Source organism: Nonomuraea soli, from assembly GCF_013761175.1.
Taxonomy (GTDB): domain Bacteria; phylum Actinomycetota; class Actinomycetes; order Streptosporangiales; family Streptosporangiaceae; genus Nonomuraea; species Nonomuraea soli.
The window spans coordinates 825,934-844,248 of record NZ_JACDUR010000006.1 but is presented as its reverse complement, the minus strand read 5'-3'; the positions used below and the strand labels follow the sequence as shown (position 1 = coordinate 844,248).

Sequence of the window (18,315 nt, the reverse complement as noted above, 5' to 3'; positions counted from 1 at the left end):
GCCTTCCGCCGACTAGCCGGGGAACTTGTAGACGACGCCCGTGAGCTGCTCCGACAGCGTCCACAGGCGCCGGGCGCTCTCGGGGTCCTCCGCGGAGGCGACAGGGCGGGCCACGACCGGATAGCCGCGCATGCCGCGGTGCGGGCCGATGAACTGCCCGCCCTGGGCCTGCGGCGCGACGGCGGCGTAGACCTGGCTCAGCGCGCCCATGTCGACGCTCTGGGCGAAGATGCGGTTGCCGAGCCAGCCACCCCACTTCAGCACCCCGCGCGGACCTGAGGTCTGCAGGTTGGTCGCCGAGTATCCAGGATGGGTGACCAGGCTCCTGATCCGCGAGCCCGCCACGGTCAGCCGCCGGTCGAGCTCCAGGGCGAACAGCACGTTGGCGAACTTCGACTGGGCGTAGTGGCCGAGCGGGGAGTAACGCCGCTCGCCGTGCGGGTCGTCGAAGTCGATACGGCCGCGCCGGTGCAGGTCGGAGCTGACGGTCACCACGCGCCCGTCGTCGGCCAGGCGGTCGAGCAGCAGCCCGGTGAGCGCGAAGTGGGCCAGGTGGTTGGCGCCGAACTGCAGCTCGAAGCCCTGCTTGGTGAGCGTGCGGGGCGGCATCATGACGCCGGCGTTGTTCATGAGGATGTCGATCCTGCCGTCGACGCCCGCCGCGAAGGCGCGCACCGAGTCGAGGTCGGCCAGGTCCATGAGGCGCAGGTCCAGATCGGCGCCGGTGATCGCCTGCTCGATCTCGGCCTTGGCCGCGCCGCCCTTGCGCTCGTCGCGCACCGCCATGATCACTTTGGCGCCCTTGCGGGCGAGCTCTCTCGCGCTGACGAACCCGAGGCCGCTGTTGGCTCCGGTGACGATCGCGGTCTTGCCCGTCAGGTCGGGCACGTTGGCATAGGTCCATCGGTCCATGCGTCCCAGAGTGCATCTTTTGGCACTGAGTGTCAAGGACTGCATGGGGTGCTATCCTTGCCGGGTGAGTTTCCTCGAGCGCAAGCGCCAGCTGGTCAAGGACGAGCTGTCGCACGTCGCGGCCCAGCTGATCGCCCGCAACGGCTACGAGGAGACGACGGTCGAGCAGATCGTCGAGGCCGCGGGCGTGTCCCGGCGCACCTTCTTCCGCTACTTCCGCTCGAAGGAGGATGTGATCGTCGAGGTCCTCACGGCCGTCGGCGAGCACGCGGAGTCGGTGATCGACGGGCGGCCGGCCGACGAGGCGCCCGCCCTGTCCGTACGGCACGCGCTGATGGAGCTGACGGTGCACTATCGCGGCTTCCCGGAGAAGGCGCTGGCTCTGAGCAAGCTCATCATCGGCACGCCCGCGCTGCGTGCCCGGTACCTGGACCGGCAGTTCCAGTGGCGCCAGAGCGTCGCCGCCAGGCTCCAGGCACGGTCGGGGACCGACCCGGTGCGCGCCGCGCTCATCGCGGGCGTCGCCTTCACCGCGCTGGACGTCGCGCTCGCCGCGTGGGTGGCATCGGACGGCGCGGCGGATCTGAGCGACCTGGTGCAGCGCACCCTCGACCTGGCGAAGATCGACGAACTGTAGCCGGCCGGTGGCCGGGCGGGCCGGCGCCTAGAAGACCAGTGCGGCGACCCGTTTCCAGGAGGCGGCGTCGGCCGCCGCCAGCAGGCCGACGCTCTCCTCGGCCGGGCGGTAGGCGGCGCCGCCCGGACGTGCCGCCATGCCGCCCGCCTCCGACACCAGCAGGGTGCCAGGCGCGTGGTCCCACGGCAGGGTGCGGTGGAAGAGCACGAAGTCCTGCTCCCCGTCGACCACCCGGGGATAGTCGACCCCGGCGCACTTGGCCCCCGGCGTCAGGCGCCTGAAGTGCACCTGCGCCGCGGTCAGCCTCGCCCTGGCCTGGGGGTCGAAGAAGCGCGTGAGCGCGGCGCCGCTCAGCGGGGGGCGGGCGGGTTCGCGCCAGAGGCGTTCACCGTCGCGCCACGCGCCGCCGCCCAGCTCCGCGGCGTACATCCGCCATCCGGTGAGCCGGGCGCCGTCGAGCATCGGGCGCAGGATCCAGCCGGCGACCGTCCTGCCGTTCCTGACCAGGGCCGCCATCACCGCGAAGTCCGGGATCCCGGCGATGAAGTTGGAGGTGCCGTCGAGCGGGTCGACCAGCCACGCCGTGTCGTGCAGGGCGGCGCGCAGGCCGGGAGCGTCGGAGCTGGCCTCCTCCCCCACGACGGGCACGTCGAGCAGGGCGCGCAGCCGCGGGGCGATCAGCGCCTCGGCCTCGCGGTCGGCGACGGTGACCAGCTCGCCCGGGGACTTCTCGCTCACGTCGCCCCCGGACAGGGCCCTGAAGCGCGGGATGATGGCCTGCTCGGCGACCTCGCGAAGGATCTCGGGCACCTGGTCCATGATCGTCATCGTACTCACACGGGCGGAACCAGCACGAAGTAACGGTCCAGAAGGGAGCGGTCGCCGGTGATCCGGAGGGTGTCGGTGCCGATCCGGTGCCAGAGGAAGAGCATCAGGTCGGAGGCGGTGCCGTCCGCCTCGACCGCGTGCGCGCCCACCTCGCCCGCGTGCTCGGCGGCCTCGGCTGGGTGCTCGCCCGCTTCGTACGTGATCGCGGCGCCGTCGAAGCGCACCGCCCACACGCCGTCGCCGTCGCTTTGACGGAACAGGTAGCTCTCGCCCGCGCCGGGCGGCGCCTGGGTCCAGGCGCGGCGGGCCGGGACCATCACCTCGAAGGTCTGGGCGACGGCGTCGGCGGCCAGCTCGCGGTCGATCGGCTCCGGCTCGCCCACCGCGAGCTGGGCGTCCCACCGGTGGCTCGCCGCCTCGACGGTCTGCATGCGCAGCCAGAACCCGACGGTCTGCTCGGCCGACCAGGTCCACGCCGGTTCGTCGGCCGTGCGCGCGGCGAACAGCGCCGCCAGCTCCGCCGCGCCTTCGGCGAACCAGTCGCACAGGTCCGGCGGCATCGGCCCGAGGTTCGGTGCCCGCGCGGGGTCGGGCCAGCCGGACAGGTCGTCGGGCAGCTTCAGGAACCCCAGGTCGGACATGTCGGGGAAACCCTGGCGCTTGTCCTCGACGAGCTGCACGATGCCGCGGTGCACCCCGCCCAGGTGCATTACCAGGTCGGCCATCGACCAGCCGGGACACGACGGCACCGGCGGCGCGTCGGTCACCTGCCGCGCGACGGCCTCGAACTTCTGGATCTCACGACGGAAGTGCGGGAGGAAGTCCATGGGTCCACCATGTCATGGGCGCCGCGACGACCCGTGCAGGGTCGGGACGGGCCGGAGGTCGATCCCACCCCGGCCCGCCCCGAGCTCAGTGGGCCGCCAGCTGGGCGTCGATCTCGTCGCGGCCGGGCATCGAGGTGCTCGCGCCCTCGCGCTGGACCGAGATCGAGGCGGCCGCGGAGGCGAAACGCAGCGCCTCCTCAGGACCGAGACCCTCCGAGCGGGCGACGGCCAGCGCGCCGACGAAGGTGTCTCCGGCGGCGGTCGTGTCGACGGCCTCCACCTTGACGGCGGGCACGCGCAGCCGCTCGCCGGAACGCGAGCCGTACAGCGCCCCTTGTGAGCCGAGCGTGATGACCACCTCGGGCACCAGCTTCAGCAGTTCCTCCAGCGCGGACTCCGCGTCGGAGGCGCCCGTCAGGTCGGCCGCCTCGTGCTCGTTGGGCACCAGCAGGGTGACGGCCTCCAGCAGCTCGGCGGGAAGCGGCCTGGAGGGCGCCGGGGTGAGCACGACCTGCACGCCCGCCTCGCGGGCGGCGCGGGCGGCGGCGGTGACGCCCTCGATGGGCAGTTCCAGCTGGAGCAGCAGGGCGCTGGAGGCGGAGATCAGGGCGTGGTCGTCGCCGGTCAGGCCGGTGACGGTGCCGTTGGCGCCGGGCACCACGATGATGGAGTTGCCGCCCGAGTCGTCGACGACGATGTGCGCGATGCCGCTGGCGCCCGGCACCTGGCGCAGCGCCGACACCTCGATCCCGGCGTCCACGAGGGTGGAGCGCAGGGCGATGCCGAAGCCGTCGTCGCCGACGGCGCCCAGGAAGGTGACCTCCGCGCCCGCACGGGCGGCGGCGACGGCCTGGTTGGCGCCCTTGCCGCCCGGGACGGTGTGGAAAGCCCGACCCGTGACCGTCTCGCCGAGCTTGGGGGCCTGGGAGACGTACGCGACGAGGTCCATGTTCGCGCTACCGAAAACCGAGATCATGAGTCCATCCTCCCAGCTCGTCCAGGCCGATTCCGTCGAATCCGGTGAGGCTGCTGGCCAGGGTGTTCTTCATGCGCCACCGATCGGGCACGCCGGAGATCGCCCCGGCCACGGACCCGACCGTGGCGCCCGCCGAGTCGGTGTCCCATCCGGCCGCGACCGCCCCGGCGATCGAGCGGGTGAAATCGCCCTTCCCGTGCACGAGCGCGGCGGCGATCAGGGCCGCGTTGTTGATCGTGTGCACCCAGTGCAGGTGACCGTGGCGTTCGTAGAGCCGGTCGATCACCCTCTCGAAGTCGGGCTCCGACCGCGCGTCGTCGACGGCCGCCCGCAGCGCCGCGCCCAGGCGGGAGGCGGGCGGCACGACCGCTATCCCCGCCTCCACCGCCTCCAGGACGTCGGAGGCGACCAGCGACTGCGCGCACAGGGCGGCGGCGAACATGGCGCCGTAGACGCCGTTGGCCGTGTGCGTCAGGCGGGCGTCGCGCCAGGCGTGCTCGGCCGCGGTGGCCGGGTCGCCCGGGTTCGTCCAGCCGTACACGTCGGCCCTGATCAGGGCGCCGATCCACTCCCTGAACGGGTTGCGGAAGCTCGCCGTCTCCGGCGGCTCCAGGCCCTGCAGCAGGTTGCGGTAGGCGACACGCTCGGCGGTGAACGTGCGGCCCGCGGGCAGCTCGTCGAGCCAGACCTGGGCGACGTCCTCGGTCGTGAACGCCCTGCCGTACCTGCGCAGCACCGTCAGGGCCAGCAGCGGGTAGTTGAGGTCGTCGTCCTCGGGGACGCCGTCGATGTTCTCGGCCAGGGAGTTGACGGCGCTGCGGCGGTTCCACGGCCAGCGGCCCGCGACCTCCGGCGGCAGGCCGACGGCGGTGAACCAGCCGCTGATCGGCCAGTTGCCGGTGGCCTCGGCGATCTCCCTGATGCCCTCGCGCGGGATCTTCTCCACGGGCTTGCCGAGCACGCATCCGGCCGCCCTGCCCTGCCAGGCGTTCAGGACCCGCTCGCCGCTGGTGATGCCGCGGCCGGGCTCGGGCCACGCCGGGCAGGCGGCGACGATGTCGTCGAACTCGGACGGCTCGTCGAGCGGCGAGGGGATGGCGGCCAGCTCGTCGAGCAGGGCCTCGGCCAGGCCGCGCAGGTGGCGGGCGTCAGGAGCCGAGGCGCCCGCCCGTGGCGGCGCCTCGTGCCCACCGGCGTCACGCCACCGCCGCGCGATCTCCGCCACGGCGTCCGCCGTACCAGCACCCCTCGCGGTGCCACCGACGTCACGGGTCTGCTCGGCACTGGCCGGCCGACCGGCACCGGGGGCGCCGGGGGCGCGGCCGTCCTCGGTGGCCTGGCGCAGCTCGTGGCCGACCAGGTCCTCCGGCTGGACCCAGGTGAGCCGGATCATCCGTCGGCCAGCCGGGCGAAGGCGTCCTCGTGGGCGCGGCGGCGCAGCAGGTCCTGCGCGTGGACGCGGCGGGCGACCCCGGCCAGCGCCAGTCCCGGGGCGACCAGGTCCGTACGGCTGGCCGTACCGACCTGCTCCACCCACTCCTGAGGAACGCACGCCAGCCCGCCGAGGGCTCCGGCGACGGCTCCGCCCATCGAGGCGATGGAGTCGGCGTCCCGGCCGTAGTTGACGCCGCCCAGCACGGTCTCCCTGAAGTCGCCCTTGGCGATGACCAGGAACGCCAGCGCCAGCGGCAACTCCTCGATGCTGTGCAGCCGCGACGGCCTCCGGGCGCCCAGACCCTGGTCCCGATAGGTGTCGGCGACGGTGTCGAACGGCCTGATCGCCTCGCGCAGCGCCTCGAACGACTCGCTCCAGTGACCCAGGTCGCGGGCGCGGGCGCAGACCGCCTCGATGGCCGCCTTCGTGCCGTCCTTGGCCAGGCCGGCGGCGGTGGCGACGACCGAGTCGACGGTGGCGCCCGGCCGCATGGCCTCGGCCACCGCCGCGGCCATCACCCCGGCCGCCTCCCTGCCGTAGCTGGACTGGTGCGCCCCCGCCAGGTCGATCGCCTCGTCGTAGGCCTTGCGCGGGTTGCCCGCGTTGACCACGCCCACCGGCGCCATGTACATCGCGGCGCCGCAGTTGACGATGTTGCCCGTCCCGGCCTCGCGCGGGTCGACGTGCCCGTAGTGCAGGCGGGCGACGAGCCACTTCTCGGCCAGGAAGATCCGCTGCAGGGGCAGCGCCTCGGCCTCGAACTCGGGGATCCACACCTTCTCGGTCATCAGCTCGGGCACCAGGTGGTCGGCGGCCGCGTAGGCGTCGAGGTGGTCGCCGGCCTTCTCGTAGACCCTGATCAGCGCGTGCGTCATGAGGGTGTCGTCGGTGATGTGGCCGTCGCCCTTGTGGTAGGGCGCGATCGGCCGGGCGTTGCGCCAGTCGGCGTTGTACGGCGGGACGACCCCCTCGACCGCCCCGCCGTACCTCTTCACGATCTGCTCGGGCGTCCACCCCTCCGTGGCGCCGCCGAGCGCGTCCCCCACCGCCGCTCCCACCACGCACCCCGTGGCCTTGCTCTCCAGCGGCGTCATGCGATTCCTTCCACAAGTTCCATCAGATCCCTGCCTGCCAGGTCGGGCAGGCAGCAGCCGGTCAGGGTGCGGGCGGCCCGCGCCCAGCCCTCCGGTATCGCGTGGTACCCCGCGACGGCGCCGGTGAGCGCGCCGGTCAGCGCGGGCGCCGAGTCGGCGAGCGAGGCCAGGCAGGCCGCCGCGGGCACGGCACGTTCCAGCGGCCCGGCCGAGGCCAGCGCGAGCGCCACCGGCACGGTGAGCGCGGCGGCGACGCCGTAGCTGTAGACGTGGTCGAGCAGCGCCGCGTCGAGCGCGGGGACGGCGGCGAACGGGTCGCCCGCCTTGGCCGCGATCGCCAGCGCCTGGCGGGCGTTGTGGCCGATCGCGGTGTCGTCGGGGAGCTCGGCCAGGGCGGCGTCCAGGGCGTCGGCGATCCGGCCGGTCTCGACGACGGCCGCCACCGCACCCGCCATCGCCCGTGCGGCGAGCACGCCGTCACCGGCGTTGGTCACCTCGGCGTCCCGCCCGGCGTCACGCACAGGGTCCCTCGTGACACCGCGACCGGTGCCGCGAGGAGTGCCGCGAGGGGTGCCGCGATCGTCGTACGCGGTGTGCGCGGTGCCCGGCCTTGGGGCTCTTCCCGCGATGCCGAAGGCGACCGCCCTGACGGCCGCGGCGTCGTCGAAGAAGTGCGGGTTGTCGTGGCCGCTGGCAGGCGGTTCCAGGCCCCTGGCCAGGTTGCCCAGGGCGGTGGTCACCGAGATGCGTGCCCTGATCGGCGCGCCGATCAGCCCCCTGAACGCCTCCGCCCTGGGCTGGTCGATGGTGAGGATCGTCCACGCGAGCCACTCGGCGTCGTCCGACGGCCCGAGCGCCAGGGGCTCGGTCGGCTGGTTGAGCGCGAACGGCACGGGCAGCGACGTCACCCCGTGCTCCTCGGCGAAGGTGTCGAGCTCGCGGTGCAGACGCCTGCTCCAGGGGGCGTGCAGGTGCGAGCGGTGCCGCGCCGCGGGCCAGCCCGTGGCGTCGCCGACGGCGAGGCCGAGCGCGGCACCCATGGCCCTGCCCGCAGCCCCGCCGGACGATCGGCCCACGGCACCACCCACCGAGCGGCCCACCGAGCCGCCCACCGAGCCGCCCAACGAGCCGCCCAGCGCGCCGCCCACAGAGCCGCCCACAGAGCCGCCCACTGACGTGTTCCCCGACACTTACCGTCCTCCCCGAGCCGCGATCAACTCGTCCGCGACGTCCAGCACGTGCCTGCCCGCGACGGCGGGCAGGCTCTTGCCCGCAACGCTACCGATCTTGCTCGCCCAGCGATCGGGGACCCCCGATTCGCCCTGTCCCGCTCCCGCCAGGGCGCCGGCGATGGCGCCGATGGTGTCGGCGTCACGGCCGAGGCTCACGCCGAAGGTCACCGACCGTTCGACGTCGCCCTCGCCGTGCAGGTAGGCGGCGAAGGCGAGCGCCACCGCCTCGGGCGCGAGGTCGGTCCACGGGTAGTGGGGCACGACGACCGCCTCGTGCAGGGCCTCGACCAGCGCGGGCCCCTCCGGCGAGGCCGTCAGGGCCACCACACGTTCCACGTTCCTGGCCGTCCACGAGTCGGCCGGGATCGCCGACAACGCGGACGCCACCACCTCGGAGGGCGGGGCGCCGGTCATGGCGGCGGCCACCGCGGCGGCCACGGCCCTGCCGCCGGTGATGCCCTCGCCCGCGTGGCTGACCAGGCCGTCCTGCTCGACCAGCCGCGCGGCCTCCAGTGGGTCGCCCGCGGCGAAGATTCCGTAGGGCGCGGCCCGCATGGCCAGCCCGTCGGACCAGCCGTGGAAGTGCGACGCGCCCGTCAGCGGCGGCTCCAGGCCGCGCCGCAGGGCCGTGACGGTGCCGAGCTCCGAGAAGCCGGCCCCCTTCATGGGTCCCGCGACGAGGGGCAGGACCCGCTCCCGATAGGCGGCGGCGACGTCAGCCGGGGTGAGGGCGAAGCCGTGGCGGACGAGCAGCGAGGCGGCGAAGATCGCGTATTCGGTGTCGTCCGTGCCCCCGCCCGAGATCTCGGTGAGCCGCCCCCATCGGGCGACGATCTCGGCGGGGGTGAGGTTCTCTGCGGGTGCCCCGAGGGCGTCTCCTGCGGCCAGGCCGAGGAGACACCCGCGGGCACGGTCCCGGTAGTCCATCAAGATCAGTACCGCTCCAGGACCTTGTTCCCCTCCTCGACGAGCCGCTTGGCCGCGTCGTCGAGGGAGATCTTGCCGGCGTAGTACTCCTGCAGGACCGGGGTGGCGACCTTGGACTTCCACTCGTCGTAGCCGTTGACCTTGAGGAAGGGCGCGACGACGAGGTTCTTCACCGAGGCGGTGGCGACGTCCCAGCCGTTCTCGGCGCCGGTGATCGACGGGTCGGTGGCGGCCTTCTGCGAGGTGGGCAGCAGCCAGTCACCCTTGGCGAGCCTGGCCTGGTTCGGCCCGTTCAGGAAGAAGGAGATGAACTTCAGCGCCTCGTCGGGGTTCTTGCTGTCGGCCGAGACCGACAGGGTCTGGGAGACCGCGCCCTGGTTGGAGCTGGTGCCCTTGAGCGGCGGGAGCGTCACCCACTCGAAGCCCTCCGGAGCCTGCTCGGCGACCTGCTGGCGCAGGTAGACGCCGACGGGGAGCATGGCGTACTCACCCTTGTAGAAGCCGGGCAGCGGGTCGGCGGTGCCCATACCGAGCGTCTTGGGGTCGGCGGACTTGTCGACGTGGATCTGGTTGTAGATCCGCTGCAGGACCTCCTTCTCCTCGGGCCCGACCTTGACGGTGGACTTGCCGTCGGCGCCGGTCTGGAAGAAGGTGCCGTTGAAGTTGAGCGCCAGGTTCAGCGTCTTGTTGACCGGCGACTTCATCGGCCAGGCGACGCCGAAGGCGCCGTCCTTGGTGAGCTTCTTGCTGACCTCGGCGAACTCGTCCCACGTCCACGGGTTGTCCGCGGTGGGCACGCGCACCTTCGCCGCGTCGAGCAGCTTCTTGTTGGCGATGATGACCTGCGACTCCTGCAGGAACGGCACGCCGTACACGCCGCCCTCGGCGCCGAAGGTGACGGTGTCCCACGCGGGCTGCGGGATGTCGCTCTTGAGCTCGGCCGGCAGCTTGTCCTTCAGGTCCAGCAGGTAGCCGCGGGTGGCGAAGCCCGACAGCGCCGGGGAGTCGTTGTGGATCACGTCGGGGGCGCCGCCGCCCTCGAACTGGGTGACGAGCTGGTCGTTGACGTTGTCCCAGCTGCCCTGGACGTAGGTGACCTGGATGGTCGGGTTGTTCTTGTTCCACTCGTCCACCAGGGCCTTGTTGGCCTCGATGGACTCCTTCTGCCAGGCCAGCGAGAGGAAGTTCAGCTTGACGGGTTCTGCGGGCGCCTCGGAGGCGGTGCCGCCGCCGGTGGCTCCGGTGGAGCCGCCGCTGCCGCATGCGGCCGACAGGGCGAGGACCGCCGCTGCCGCCAGAGCGGATGTGATGCGCATATGGGGAGACCTCCGAACTAGCCCTTGACGGCTCCGGCCATGAGGCCGGACTTCAGCCGCCGTTGGATGATTGCGAAGAAGATCAGGCTGGGGATCGTCGCCATCAGCGATGCGGCGGCGAGCGGGCCGAGCCTGGCCACTCCCTCCGGCCCGGTGAAGCGGGCCAGGGTGAGGGGCAGGGTCATCACGTCGGGGTCGCGCAGGACCACGAGCGCGAAGAGGAACTCGTTCCATGAGGAGATGAACGAGAACAGCAGGGTGGCGACCACGCCGGGTGCCAGCAGCGGGGCGACCACGCTCACGATGGAGCGCACCCGTCCCGCCCCGTCGACCGACGCGGCCTCCTCCAGTTCGCGGGGTACGGCACGCACGTAGCCCTGCAGCATCCACAGCGCGAACGGCAGCGTGAAGGTGACGTGCACGAGGACCAGGCCGGTCAGCGTGTTGGTCAGCTCCAGGTTCCGCAGCACCATGAAGAGCGGAATGATGATCAGGATGAACGGGAAGACCTGGCTGACCAGCACCCATCCGGTCGCCACACGGCTGGCCAGGCCCCGGTGTCTGGCCATCACGTAGGCGGCAGGCAACGCCAGGGCCACGGTCAGCAGGGCGCTGAACAGCGCCACGACCAGGCTGCGGAAGGCGGCGCCGATGAGGTCCTGCTCGCCGAAGGCGTCGATGAAGTTGGCGAAGGTGGGGTCGGCCGGGATCCACGACGGGTCGGTGGAGGCCATCTCGCGTGGTGTCTTGAGGCTGGTCGACAGCAGCCACACCAGCGGGAAGCCGAGGAAGACCACGTAGACGACGAGCGCGAGGTACTGCAGGGGCCGCTTCACGCGTTGGCCTCCCTCATCTGCCGCCACAGGTAGACCCCGAGGATGGCGAGCACCACGATCATGATCACCACTCCGAAGGCGGCCGCGGAGCCGAACCGGCCGTAGCGGAAGGCCTCCTGGTAGGCGAAGACCATCGGCAGTGTCGTCCGGCCGCCCGGTCCACCCTGCGTGAGCACCCAGATCAGGCTGAACTGGTTGAAGTTCCAGACGAAGTCGAGCGAGGTGATGGCCACGATGACCGGCTTGAGCTGCGGCAGGGTGATGTTGCGGAAACGCTGCCAGCTGCCCGCTCCGTCGATCTTCCCGGCCTCGTAGAGCTCGGCGGGCACGTTCTGCAGGCCCGCGAGCAGCACCACGGTGGTCTGCGGCATGCCGCTCCACACGCCCATGAGGATGATCGCCGGGAGCACGAAGGTGAAGTCGGCCAGCCAGTCGATGTCGGTGCCGAGGATGCCGTTCAGGATGCCGGCGTCGGCGTGGTAGACCATGCGCCACATCAGGCCGATGACGACCGGCGGCATCGCCCACGGCACCACGGCCAGCACCCTGGCGAAGCCGCGGAAACGCAGGTTCTCGTTGAGCAGCAGGGCCAGGCCCAGGCCGAACAGGAACGTCAGCACGGTCACCGAGACGGCCCAGATCAGGCCGGTGACCATCGCCTGCCAGAAGGCGCCGTCGCCCATGAGGCGGGTGAAGTTGTCGAGGCCGTTGAAGCCGTACTCGACGTTGCGCCCGGCCCTGGCGTCGGTGAAGGCCAGCGCGATGCCGTACAGCAGCGGCCCGACGCTGAACAGCACGACGGGGACGAGCGCGGGCAGCATCAGCACGAGCAGTTCGCGCCGCTGCCGCGAGGCCGGCGAGGGGCCGCGCGAGGCGGTGCGGACCGGCCGCGTGGCCGTTGCCGTCATGAGGTCTCCAAGGTGGACTCGCGCACGATCAGCCGGGGAGGCACGGTCACCACGGTGGGTGCGCGTCCGCCGTCCTCGAGCCGGGCGAGCAGTAGCTGGGCGGCGGCGCGGCCGCGTTCGGCCGAGCCGAGCGAGACGCTGGTCAGCGTCGGCCAGGAGGCGGCGGCCAGGTCGGTGTCGTCCATGCCGACCACCGCCACGTCCTGCGGCACCCGCTTGCCGTACTGGCGCAGCACATCGAGCGCGCCGAGCGCGATCAGGTCGTTGGCGCACATCAGCGCGTCGACGTCGCCGTCGCGCTCCAGCAGCCGCCGCGCGGCCTGCGCGCCGGCCTCCCGGTAGAAGTCGCCGACCTCGACCAGCGCCGGGTCGTACGGCAGGCCGCATTCCTCCAGCGCCTCGCGGAAGGCGGCGTCGCGGGCGGCGCCGGGCACGGTGTCGAGCGGGCCGTTGAGGAAGCCGATGCGCCGCCTGCCCCGTTCGTGCAGGTGGCCGACGGCCAGCCGCACGCCCTCGCGTGAGTCGGCGCGCACGTTGTCGACGGCGGTGCCGTCGGGCACCAGGCCGATGATGACGACGGGGGCGCGGGCGTTCTCGATCATCTTCAGGTGGTCGTCGGTGACGCGGATGGGGCTCATGATGAGCCCGTCGACGTAGCGCTCGCCGAGGCTGCGCAGCACGTCGATCTCGTCGGCGACGACGGCGTCGGTGGAGTGGAGCACCAGCCGGTAGCCTGCTGTCTTGAGGACCGGCTGGATCTGGCGCACCATGGCCAGGTAGACCGGGTTGCCGATGTCGGCCATGGCGAAGGCGATCTGGTGGGTGCGGCGTGATTTGAGGGAGCGGGCGACGGCGTTGCGCACGTATCCGAGCTCGTCGGCGGCCCGCATCACCTTGCGCTCGGTCTCGGGCCGGGTGGGCAGGCCGTTGAGGACTCTCGAGACCGACGCGATCGAGACCCCGGCGTGCTCGGCGATCGTGGTGATCGTGGGTCCGTCGGGCACCGGGAGCCCCTTTCAGCCGTACTGTAAACGTTTACTGTGCTGGCCCCATGAAACCCGTCGGTAACCTGGGGGTCAAGTCACAGCTACATAACGCGACGATTCACACCTTGGCGGGCACCTTCGTGGCCGAGGGCAGGCGGCGCAGCGCGGGCACTCCCGCGAGCGCGATGATGGCGGCGAAGACGGCCGGGATGATGAGCGAGATCCGCAGCGAGGTCGCCTCCGCCACGAAGCCGAGCACGGCCGGCCCCATCAGCAGGCCGGTGTAGCCGAAGGCGGTCAGCAGCGCCAGGGCCTTGCCCACCGACCCGCCCGAGGCGCCGACCGCACTGAACAGCACCGGGATCACCGTCGCCAGACCCACGCCCGTCAGGCCCCAGCCGATCCAGGCCAGCGCCACCCCGCCGAAGACCGGCGACAGCAGCACCAGCACGTATCCGCCGGTGGCGATGGCCCCCGCCAGGCCGACGGTGGTGACGTTGCCCAGCCTGGCGCGCACCGGGTCGCCGACGAAGCGCACGACCGTCATGGCGGTCGAGAAGATCGTGAAGGCGATCGGCGCGATGGCCGGGTCCACGCCGAGGATGTTCGAGCTGTGCAGGCCGGTCCAGTCCATGGCGGCGCCCTCCGACAGGTGCGCGGCGAAGGCGGCCACGCCGAGGATCAGCACCAGGCCCCACGGGATCCTGCGGCCGTTGCCCTCGCCCTCCTGCTCGGCGGCGGGCTCAGGGGGCGGGAGCAGCGTGCCCACCAGCGTCAGGAAGAGCAGCGGGATCACCAGGGCGGCGGAGACCAGCAACGTCTGGGGGTCGGCGCCCAGGCCCAGCGCGATCGAGGTGATCGCGCCGCCGACCGCGCCGCCCAGGCTCCAGGTGCCGTGGAAGGCCGAAATGATCGGCCTGCCGTACTGGTGCTCGACCTCGACCGAGTGGGTGTTGATGGCCACCTCGACCACGCCGATGCCCAGGCCCAGCACGACGGCGGAGACCATCAGCGTGACGTAGTCGGGCGCCAGCGCCGGCCCGAGCAGCGCCAGCGCGCACAGGGGCGCGGCGACCTGGCTCATGCGCCTGCTCGACAACCGGTCGACGAGCTGGCCGGCGATCAGCATCGAGCCCAGCGCGCCGAACGACACCAGCAGCAGGACCACGCCCAGGCGGCCCTCGCCGAGCTGGAGCCGCTGGTTGAGCGACGGCAGGCCCGCGGCCCAGAAACCGACCATCAAACCGAGGAGGAAGAAGTACCCGAACACGCCCAGACGGGCCCGCTTTATGTTCACGACTAGAGCATAATGGAAGAGTGATGCCAACCGTAAGTGGTGATTTGCGAGCTTTGAATAGGGTTCGCCTCCTTCGCGCCGTCCACGAGGGCGGGGCGACCAGGACCCGGGCGCAGCTGACCCGCGACCTGGAGCTGGCCCGCGGCACCGCGTCGGTGCTGGTCGGCGAGCTGGCCGCCGCCTCGCTGCTGATCGAGTCGCCCGCGGCCGAGCACGGGCGCGGGCGGCCCACCATGGTGCCGGGCGCGCATCCCGGCGGCCCCCAGGCGCTCGCCGTGGACCTGCGCGAGGACGAGTGGGAGATCGCCGTCTGCGAGCTCGGCGGCGCGGCGCGCACGGTGGAGACGCGCGCCCACGACCGCACCCCGGAAGGCGCGCTCCATCCGCTCGGGCAGGTCCTGCGCACCCTGGTCACCGGCCGCACCGTCGGCGTCGGCCTGGCCATCGCGGGCCCCGTACGGCAGGGCGAGCGGGTCGACATCGCCCACCTCGGCTGGCGCGAGGTCGACGTGGCCGGACTGCTCGGCCTGGGCGCCACCCCCCTGACCGTCGGCAACGACGCCCGCCTGGCGGGCCTGGCCGAGGCACGGCGAGGCGCCCTGCGCGGCACGAAGGTCGGCCTGCACCTGCACGTCGCCTTCGACCCCGGCGGCAGCCTCCTGATCGACGGCTGGCCGGTGACGGGCGCGACGGGCCGGGCGGGCGAGTACGGCCACATGCCGCTCGTCCCCGGCGACGAGCCGTGCCTGTGCGGCGCCACCGGCTGCTGGAGTCTCCAGGTGGGCGCCAACGCCCTGCTCAGGCACCTGGGCCTGCCGTACGGCCAGGGCCACGGCCGGGCGGAGGCCGAGCAGGTGCTGTCCAGGACGGACGCCCCCGCGCGCCGCGCGGTCGAGCGTGTGGCCTCGGCGCTGGGGTCCGGCATCGGCGCGCTGGTCAACGCGCACGACCCCGACCTGGTGTCGGTCTCCGGCTTCGGCGGCGACCTGCTGGAGCCCGGCTCCTTCCGCACGGCCTATCTGCGCGCCCTCATGGGCATGCACCGCGAGGCGCCCGCCCGGGTGGTGGCGTCGGAGCTGGGGTGGCGCGGGCCGCTGATCGGGGCGATGGAGTCGGTCTTCGACGGATTCCTCACCCCTGGACGCGTCGAGGCGTGGCGACACGCCCGGATGCAGAGTGTGATGTAGACCACGTACCCCTCGGTCGGTTCAGCTGCTCCGATGCCGGAAAACCGCAGGTCAGAGCGCATCCTTGCGGTCCGGCGAGCGGAGCGGTACGGATAGAGGCGATCAATGTGTTTTTGGGGGTTATGTGGACCTGGAACTGGCCCTCCGCATGTGCGAGGCCGCCGTCAAGCAGGCCGGCCGGGAGGGCGCCAAGATCGCCGTCGCCGTGGTCGACGACGGCGGCCATCTGGTCGCCTTCCAGCGTATGGACGGGGCCGCGATCGCCGGCCCCGTCCTCGCGCCCGGCAAGGCGTACACGTCGGTGGCAAACCGCGTCCCAACTGCGGTTCTGGCAGATTTGACCAAGCCGGGAGGCGAGCTCGCGGGCCTGCCGGGCGACCGGTTCGTCTGCCTGGGCGGAGGCCTGCCCCTGTGGTCCGACCAGGGGGAGAACGGCCGCGTCGCGGGCGGTGTGGGAGTCAGCGGAGGCACCGTCGCGCAGGACGTCTCGTGCGCCGAAGCGGCGGCTCTGGTATGGCGAACCCGCTGAGATGCGCTTTCGGCAACGCAAGCCGCTGGTATCCGCCATGATTAGCCGTTGCAATACGGGTAACAGAGTCCCGGAACGAAACTCCCCGAGGAGAGATACACGATGGCACTTCCCACGCTGACCCCTGAGCAGCGCAAGGCGGCTCTGGAGAAGGCCGCCCAGGCGCGTGCCGAGCGCACCGCTCTGCTGGCCAAGGTCAAGTCGGGCGAGCTGACCTTCGCCCAGCTCCTTGAGCGCGACGACGACATCGCCAAGAAGATCAAGGTCTCCCAGGCGCTGCGTGCGGTCAAGGGCATCGGTCCCGCCAAGGCCACCGCCCTCATGGAGGAGGCGGGCGTCGACGAGAAGCGTCGCCTGGGTGGTCTGGGCGCTCAGCAGCGCAAGAAGCTTGTCGACGCGCTCGGCTAGACAAGCAGTTTTCCGGGGGTTCTAGGGCCGCTGGCGGTTGTGGGGGAGCACCCGGCTCCCCCACCCTCCCCCGGCGCGCTAGGACCGCAGATAGGCGAGCACGGCCAGCACCCGGCGATGCTGGTCGGAATCCTCCGCATGCAGGCCGAGCTTGGCGAAGATGCTGCGGATGTGCTTCTCCACGGCGCCGTCGCTGATCACCAGCTGGCGCCCGATGGCCGGGTTCGACTTGCCCTCGGCCATCAGCCCGAGCACCTCCCGCTCGCGCGGGGTGAGCTGGGCGAGCGGGTCGTTCTTGCGCCGTCGCACCATCAGCTGCGACACCACCTGCGGATCGAAGACCGTTCCGCCCGAGGCGACGCGCCGCAGCCCCTCGAGGAACTCCTCCACGTCGATGACGCGGTCCTTGAGCAGGTAGCCGACCGCCCCGTGGGCATCGGCCAGGAGGTCATCGGCATACGACACCTCCACGTACTGCGACAGGATGAGCACCGGCGCTCCGGGCACCTTCTGGCGGACCTCCACCGCGGCCCGCAGGCCCTCATCGGTGAACGAGGGCGGCATGCGTACATCGACGACCGAAACGTCGGGTTTGTACTCCTGGACGGCCTGCACCAGCGACGGACCATCCCCGACGGTGGCCACCACCTCGTTGCCGAACTCCTCCAGGAGCCTGACGAGCCCTTCCCTGATCAGGACTGCGTCATCGGCCACCACCACCCGCACAGGGCACCTCCGCCACGATCATCGTCGGCCCGCCGTCGGGTGACTGGACCGCCAGTTCCCCGTCGACTGCGCGGAGACGATCGGCCAGGCCCGCCAGGCCATGTCCCTTGGCGACGTGCGCGCCGCCGACCCCATCATCGCCGATCGTGAGCAACAACGAGTCTCCGGTACGGCTGAGCGTGATCGCGCAGAGGGTGGCGCGGCTGTGTTTGGCGATGTTGGTGAGGCATTCGGCGACGACGAAATAGATCGCGTTCTCCACCGAGGCCTGGAAGCGGCCCTCGATCTGGACGTCGAGGTCGACGGGGACGGTGCAGCGGCCGGCAAGCGCGGCGAGGGCGGGCGCGAGCCCGCGGTCGGCCAGGATCGGCGGGGCGATGCCGCGCGAGAGGGCGCGCAGCTCGTCGAGGGTCTCGCGGGTGGCGGTGATGGCGCTGGTGATGGTCTCGCGCGCCGCCTCGGGGTCCTTGGCCATCTGGCGCTGGGCCCGCGACAACTCCATGGCCAGCGAGACCAGGCGCTGCTGGGGTCCGTCGTGGATGTCGCGCTCGAGCTTGCGCAGCGCGGCCGCCTCGGCCGAGACCGCGGCGGCGCGGCCCTCGGCCAGGTCCTCGATCCGCTCCTGCAGCTCGGCGACGCGGGTGAGCAGGATCTGGCCGTATCCGGCGCGCAGCAGCACCCCGCCGCGGATCAGGAACGGCATCAGAAGCAGGCCGAGCAGGCCGATCACGCCGTAGACGCCGACGCTGACCCAGTAGCCCTCGCCCAGGCCCATGAGCTCGGCCAGGTCGGTGTTGCCGGGGATGCGCGAGGTGACGATGCCGTAGAGCGGGTAGGTCAGCCCGGTCAGCGGGATCGCCCATGCCACCACGGTCAGCACGAAGCCGATGATCGCGATCGGCAGCAGCAGGATGCCGTGGAGCAGGTCGAGCCACGACTGCCCGCTGGTCATCGGGTTGACCAGCCGGCGGAAGGCGCCGGCCCCGGCGGGTGCCGCCTTGTAGCGGGGCCGCACGGGGGGCCTGTCCATGACGTCGGCCATCCAGCTGCGCTCGGCGTCGGCCAGGCCGCGGGCGAGCATGAGGGTGCCGGCCAGGATCGGCACCCCGATCCACACGACCGCGGTGCCCACGCCCGCGGCGAAACCGGTGATCAGCATTGCGAAGCCGAGCACGGCGGCGGGGAAACCGACAATCAGGTATCGCGAGTCGAGCAGGACTCGCCGCATCCGGGAACGCATGGCCTCAACGCTAC

19 protein-coding genes are annotated in these 18,315 nt (G+C 72.0%); 4 read left to right on the top strand and 15 right to left on the bottom strand.

Going from position 1 to position 18,315, the window contains the following annotated elements:
* Nucleotides 1-12 precede the first annotated feature (12 nt).
* Nucleotides 13-912 (bottom strand): oxidoreductase, encoded by a 900-nt coding sequence (locus HNR30_RS32020; RefSeq protein WP_181613762.1) that lies wholly within the window; start codon nt 910-912, stop codon nt 13-15.
* A 64-nt stretch (nt 913-976) separates the two neighbouring features.
* On the opposite strand from HNR30_RS32020, the gene HNR30_RS32015 reads away from it, so the two are divergent.
* Nucleotides 977-1,549, top strand: coding sequence for a TetR family transcriptional regulator (locus tag HNR30_RS32015; RefSeq protein ID WP_220134174.1), 573 nt, complete (start codon nt 977-979; stop codon nt 1,547-1,549).
* Between the two features lie 27 nt (nt 1,550-1,576).
* On the opposite strand, the gene HNR30_RS32010 is transcribed toward HNR30_RS32015, so the two are convergent.
* From HNR30_RS32010 to HNR30_RS31955, 12 genes are all read right to left on the bottom strand, one after another.
* The gene (locus HNR30_RS32010) at nt 1,577-2,368 is read right to left on the bottom strand and encodes an inositol monophosphatase family protein (protein WP_312894783.1); all 792 of its coding nucleotides are present in this window, start codon (nt 2,366-2,368) and stop codon (nt 1,577-1,579) included.
* A gap of 14 nt (nt 2,369-2,382) precedes the next feature.
* Nucleotides 2,383-3,204 (bottom strand): maleylpyruvate isomerase family mycothiol-dependent enzyme, encoded by an 822-nt coding sequence (locus HNR30_RS32005; protein WP_181613759.1) that lies wholly within the window; start codon nt 3,202-3,204, stop codon nt 2,383-2,385.
* An 85-nt stretch (nt 3,205-3,289) separates the two neighbouring features.
* Nucleotides 3,290-4,180 (bottom strand): ribokinase, encoded by an 891-nt coding sequence (gene rbsK / locus HNR30_RS32000; RefSeq protein ID WP_181613758.1) that lies wholly within the window; start codon nt 4,178-4,180, stop codon nt 3,290-3,292.
* On the bottom strand, nt 4,161-5,573 hold the full coding sequence (locus HNR30_RS31995; RefSeq protein ID WP_181613757.1) for an ADP-ribosylglycohydrolase family protein: 1,413 nt from the start codon (nt 5,571-5,573) through the stop codon (nt 4,161-4,163). The genes rbsK and HNR30_RS31995 overlap by 20 nt, the downstream gene beginning before the upstream one ends.
* Nucleotides 5,570-6,709: an ADP-ribosylglycohydrolase family protein gene (locus HNR30_RS31990; RefSeq protein WP_181613756.1), complete on the bottom strand. Its 1,140-nt coding sequence runs from the start codon at nt 6,707-6,709 to the stop codon at nt 5,570-5,572. The genes HNR30_RS31995 and HNR30_RS31990 overlap by 4 nt, the downstream gene beginning before the upstream one ends.
* Entirely contained in the window at nt 6,706-7,869 is a 1,164-nt protein-coding gene (locus HNR30_RS31985) for an ADP-ribosylglycohydrolase family protein (RefSeq protein ID WP_312894781.1), read from the bottom strand. Before HNR30_RS31985 ends, HNR30_RS31990 begins: the two co-directional genes overlap by 4 nt.
* Before the next feature lie 30 nt (nt 7,870-7,899).
* Nucleotides 7,900-8,868 (bottom strand): ADP-ribosylglycohydrolase family protein, encoded by a 969-nt coding sequence (locus tag HNR30_RS31980; protein WP_181613755.1) that lies wholly within the window; start codon nt 8,866-8,868, stop codon nt 7,900-7,902.
* A 5-nt stretch (nt 8,869-8,873) separates the two neighbouring features.
* On the bottom strand, nt 8,874-10,184 hold the full coding sequence (locus tag HNR30_RS31975; protein ID WP_181613754.1) for an ABC transporter substrate-binding protein: 1,311 nt from the start codon (nt 10,182-10,184) through the stop codon (nt 8,874-8,876).
* Between the two features lie 17 nt (nt 10,185-10,201).
* Nucleotides 10,202-11,020, bottom strand: a complete 819-nt coding sequence (locus HNR30_RS31970) for a carbohydrate ABC transporter permease (protein WP_181613753.1) — start codon at nt 11,018-11,020, stop codon at nt 10,202-10,204.
* Complete coding sequence (locus HNR30_RS31965) at nt 11,017-11,928, bottom strand: carbohydrate ABC transporter permease (RefSeq protein WP_181613752.1); 912 nt, start codon at nt 11,926-11,928, stop codon at nt 11,017-11,019. Before HNR30_RS31965 ends, HNR30_RS31970 begins: the two co-directional genes overlap by 4 nt.
* Nucleotides 11,925-12,932 (bottom strand): LacI family DNA-binding transcriptional regulator, encoded by a 1,008-nt coding sequence (locus tag HNR30_RS31960; protein WP_181613751.1) that lies wholly within the window; start codon nt 12,930-12,932, stop codon nt 11,925-11,927. Before HNR30_RS31960 ends, HNR30_RS31965 begins: the two co-directional genes overlap by 4 nt.
* Before the next feature lie 100 nt (nt 12,933-13,032).
* Nucleotides 13,033-14,241 (bottom strand): MFS transporter, encoded by a 1,209-nt coding sequence (locus HNR30_RS31955; RefSeq protein ID WP_344982558.1) that lies wholly within the window; start codon nt 14,239-14,241, stop codon nt 13,033-13,035.
* Nucleotides 14,242-14,264: 23 nt separating this feature from the next.
* Between HNR30_RS31955 and HNR30_RS31950 the strand changes: the two genes are divergently transcribed.
* The 3 genes from HNR30_RS31950 (at nt 14,265) to mihF (ending at nt 16,335) form a co-directional block, all read left to right on the top strand.
* Complete coding sequence (locus HNR30_RS31950) at nt 14,265-15,398, top strand: ROK family protein (protein ID WP_246379614.1); 1,134 nt, start codon at nt 14,265-14,267, stop codon at nt 15,396-15,398.
* A gap of 124 nt (nt 15,399-15,522) precedes the next feature.
* Nucleotides 15,523-15,927 carry a GlcG/HbpS family heme-binding protein gene (locus HNR30_RS31945; RefSeq protein WP_181613749.1) on the top strand — a complete coding sequence of 135 codons (405 nt, stop codon included), beginning with the start codon at nt 15,523-15,525 and terminating at the stop codon, nt 15,925-15,927.
* A gap of 102 nt (nt 15,928-16,029) precedes the next feature.
* Complete coding sequence (gene mihF / locus HNR30_RS31940) at nt 16,030-16,335, top strand: integration host factor, actinobacterial type (protein WP_181613748.1); 306 nt, start codon at nt 16,030-16,032, stop codon at nt 16,333-16,335.
* A 78-nt stretch (nt 16,336-16,413) separates the two neighbouring features.
* Here the strand turns inward: mihF and HNR30_RS31935 are convergent, their stop codons facing one another.
* Both HNR30_RS31935 and HNR30_RS31930 read right to left on the bottom strand, forming a co-directional pair.
* Nucleotides 16,414-17,061: a response regulator transcription factor gene (locus HNR30_RS31935; RefSeq protein WP_181613747.1), complete on the bottom strand. Its 648-nt coding sequence runs from the start codon at nt 17,059-17,061 to the stop codon at nt 16,414-16,416.
* Nucleotides 17,039-18,301, bottom strand: a complete 1,263-nt coding sequence (locus tag HNR30_RS31930) for a sensor histidine kinase (RefSeq protein WP_181613746.1) — start codon at nt 18,299-18,301, stop codon at nt 17,039-17,041. Before HNR30_RS31930 ends, HNR30_RS31935 begins: the two co-directional genes overlap by 23 nt.
* Between the last annotated feature and the right edge of the window lie 14 nt (nt 18,302-18,315).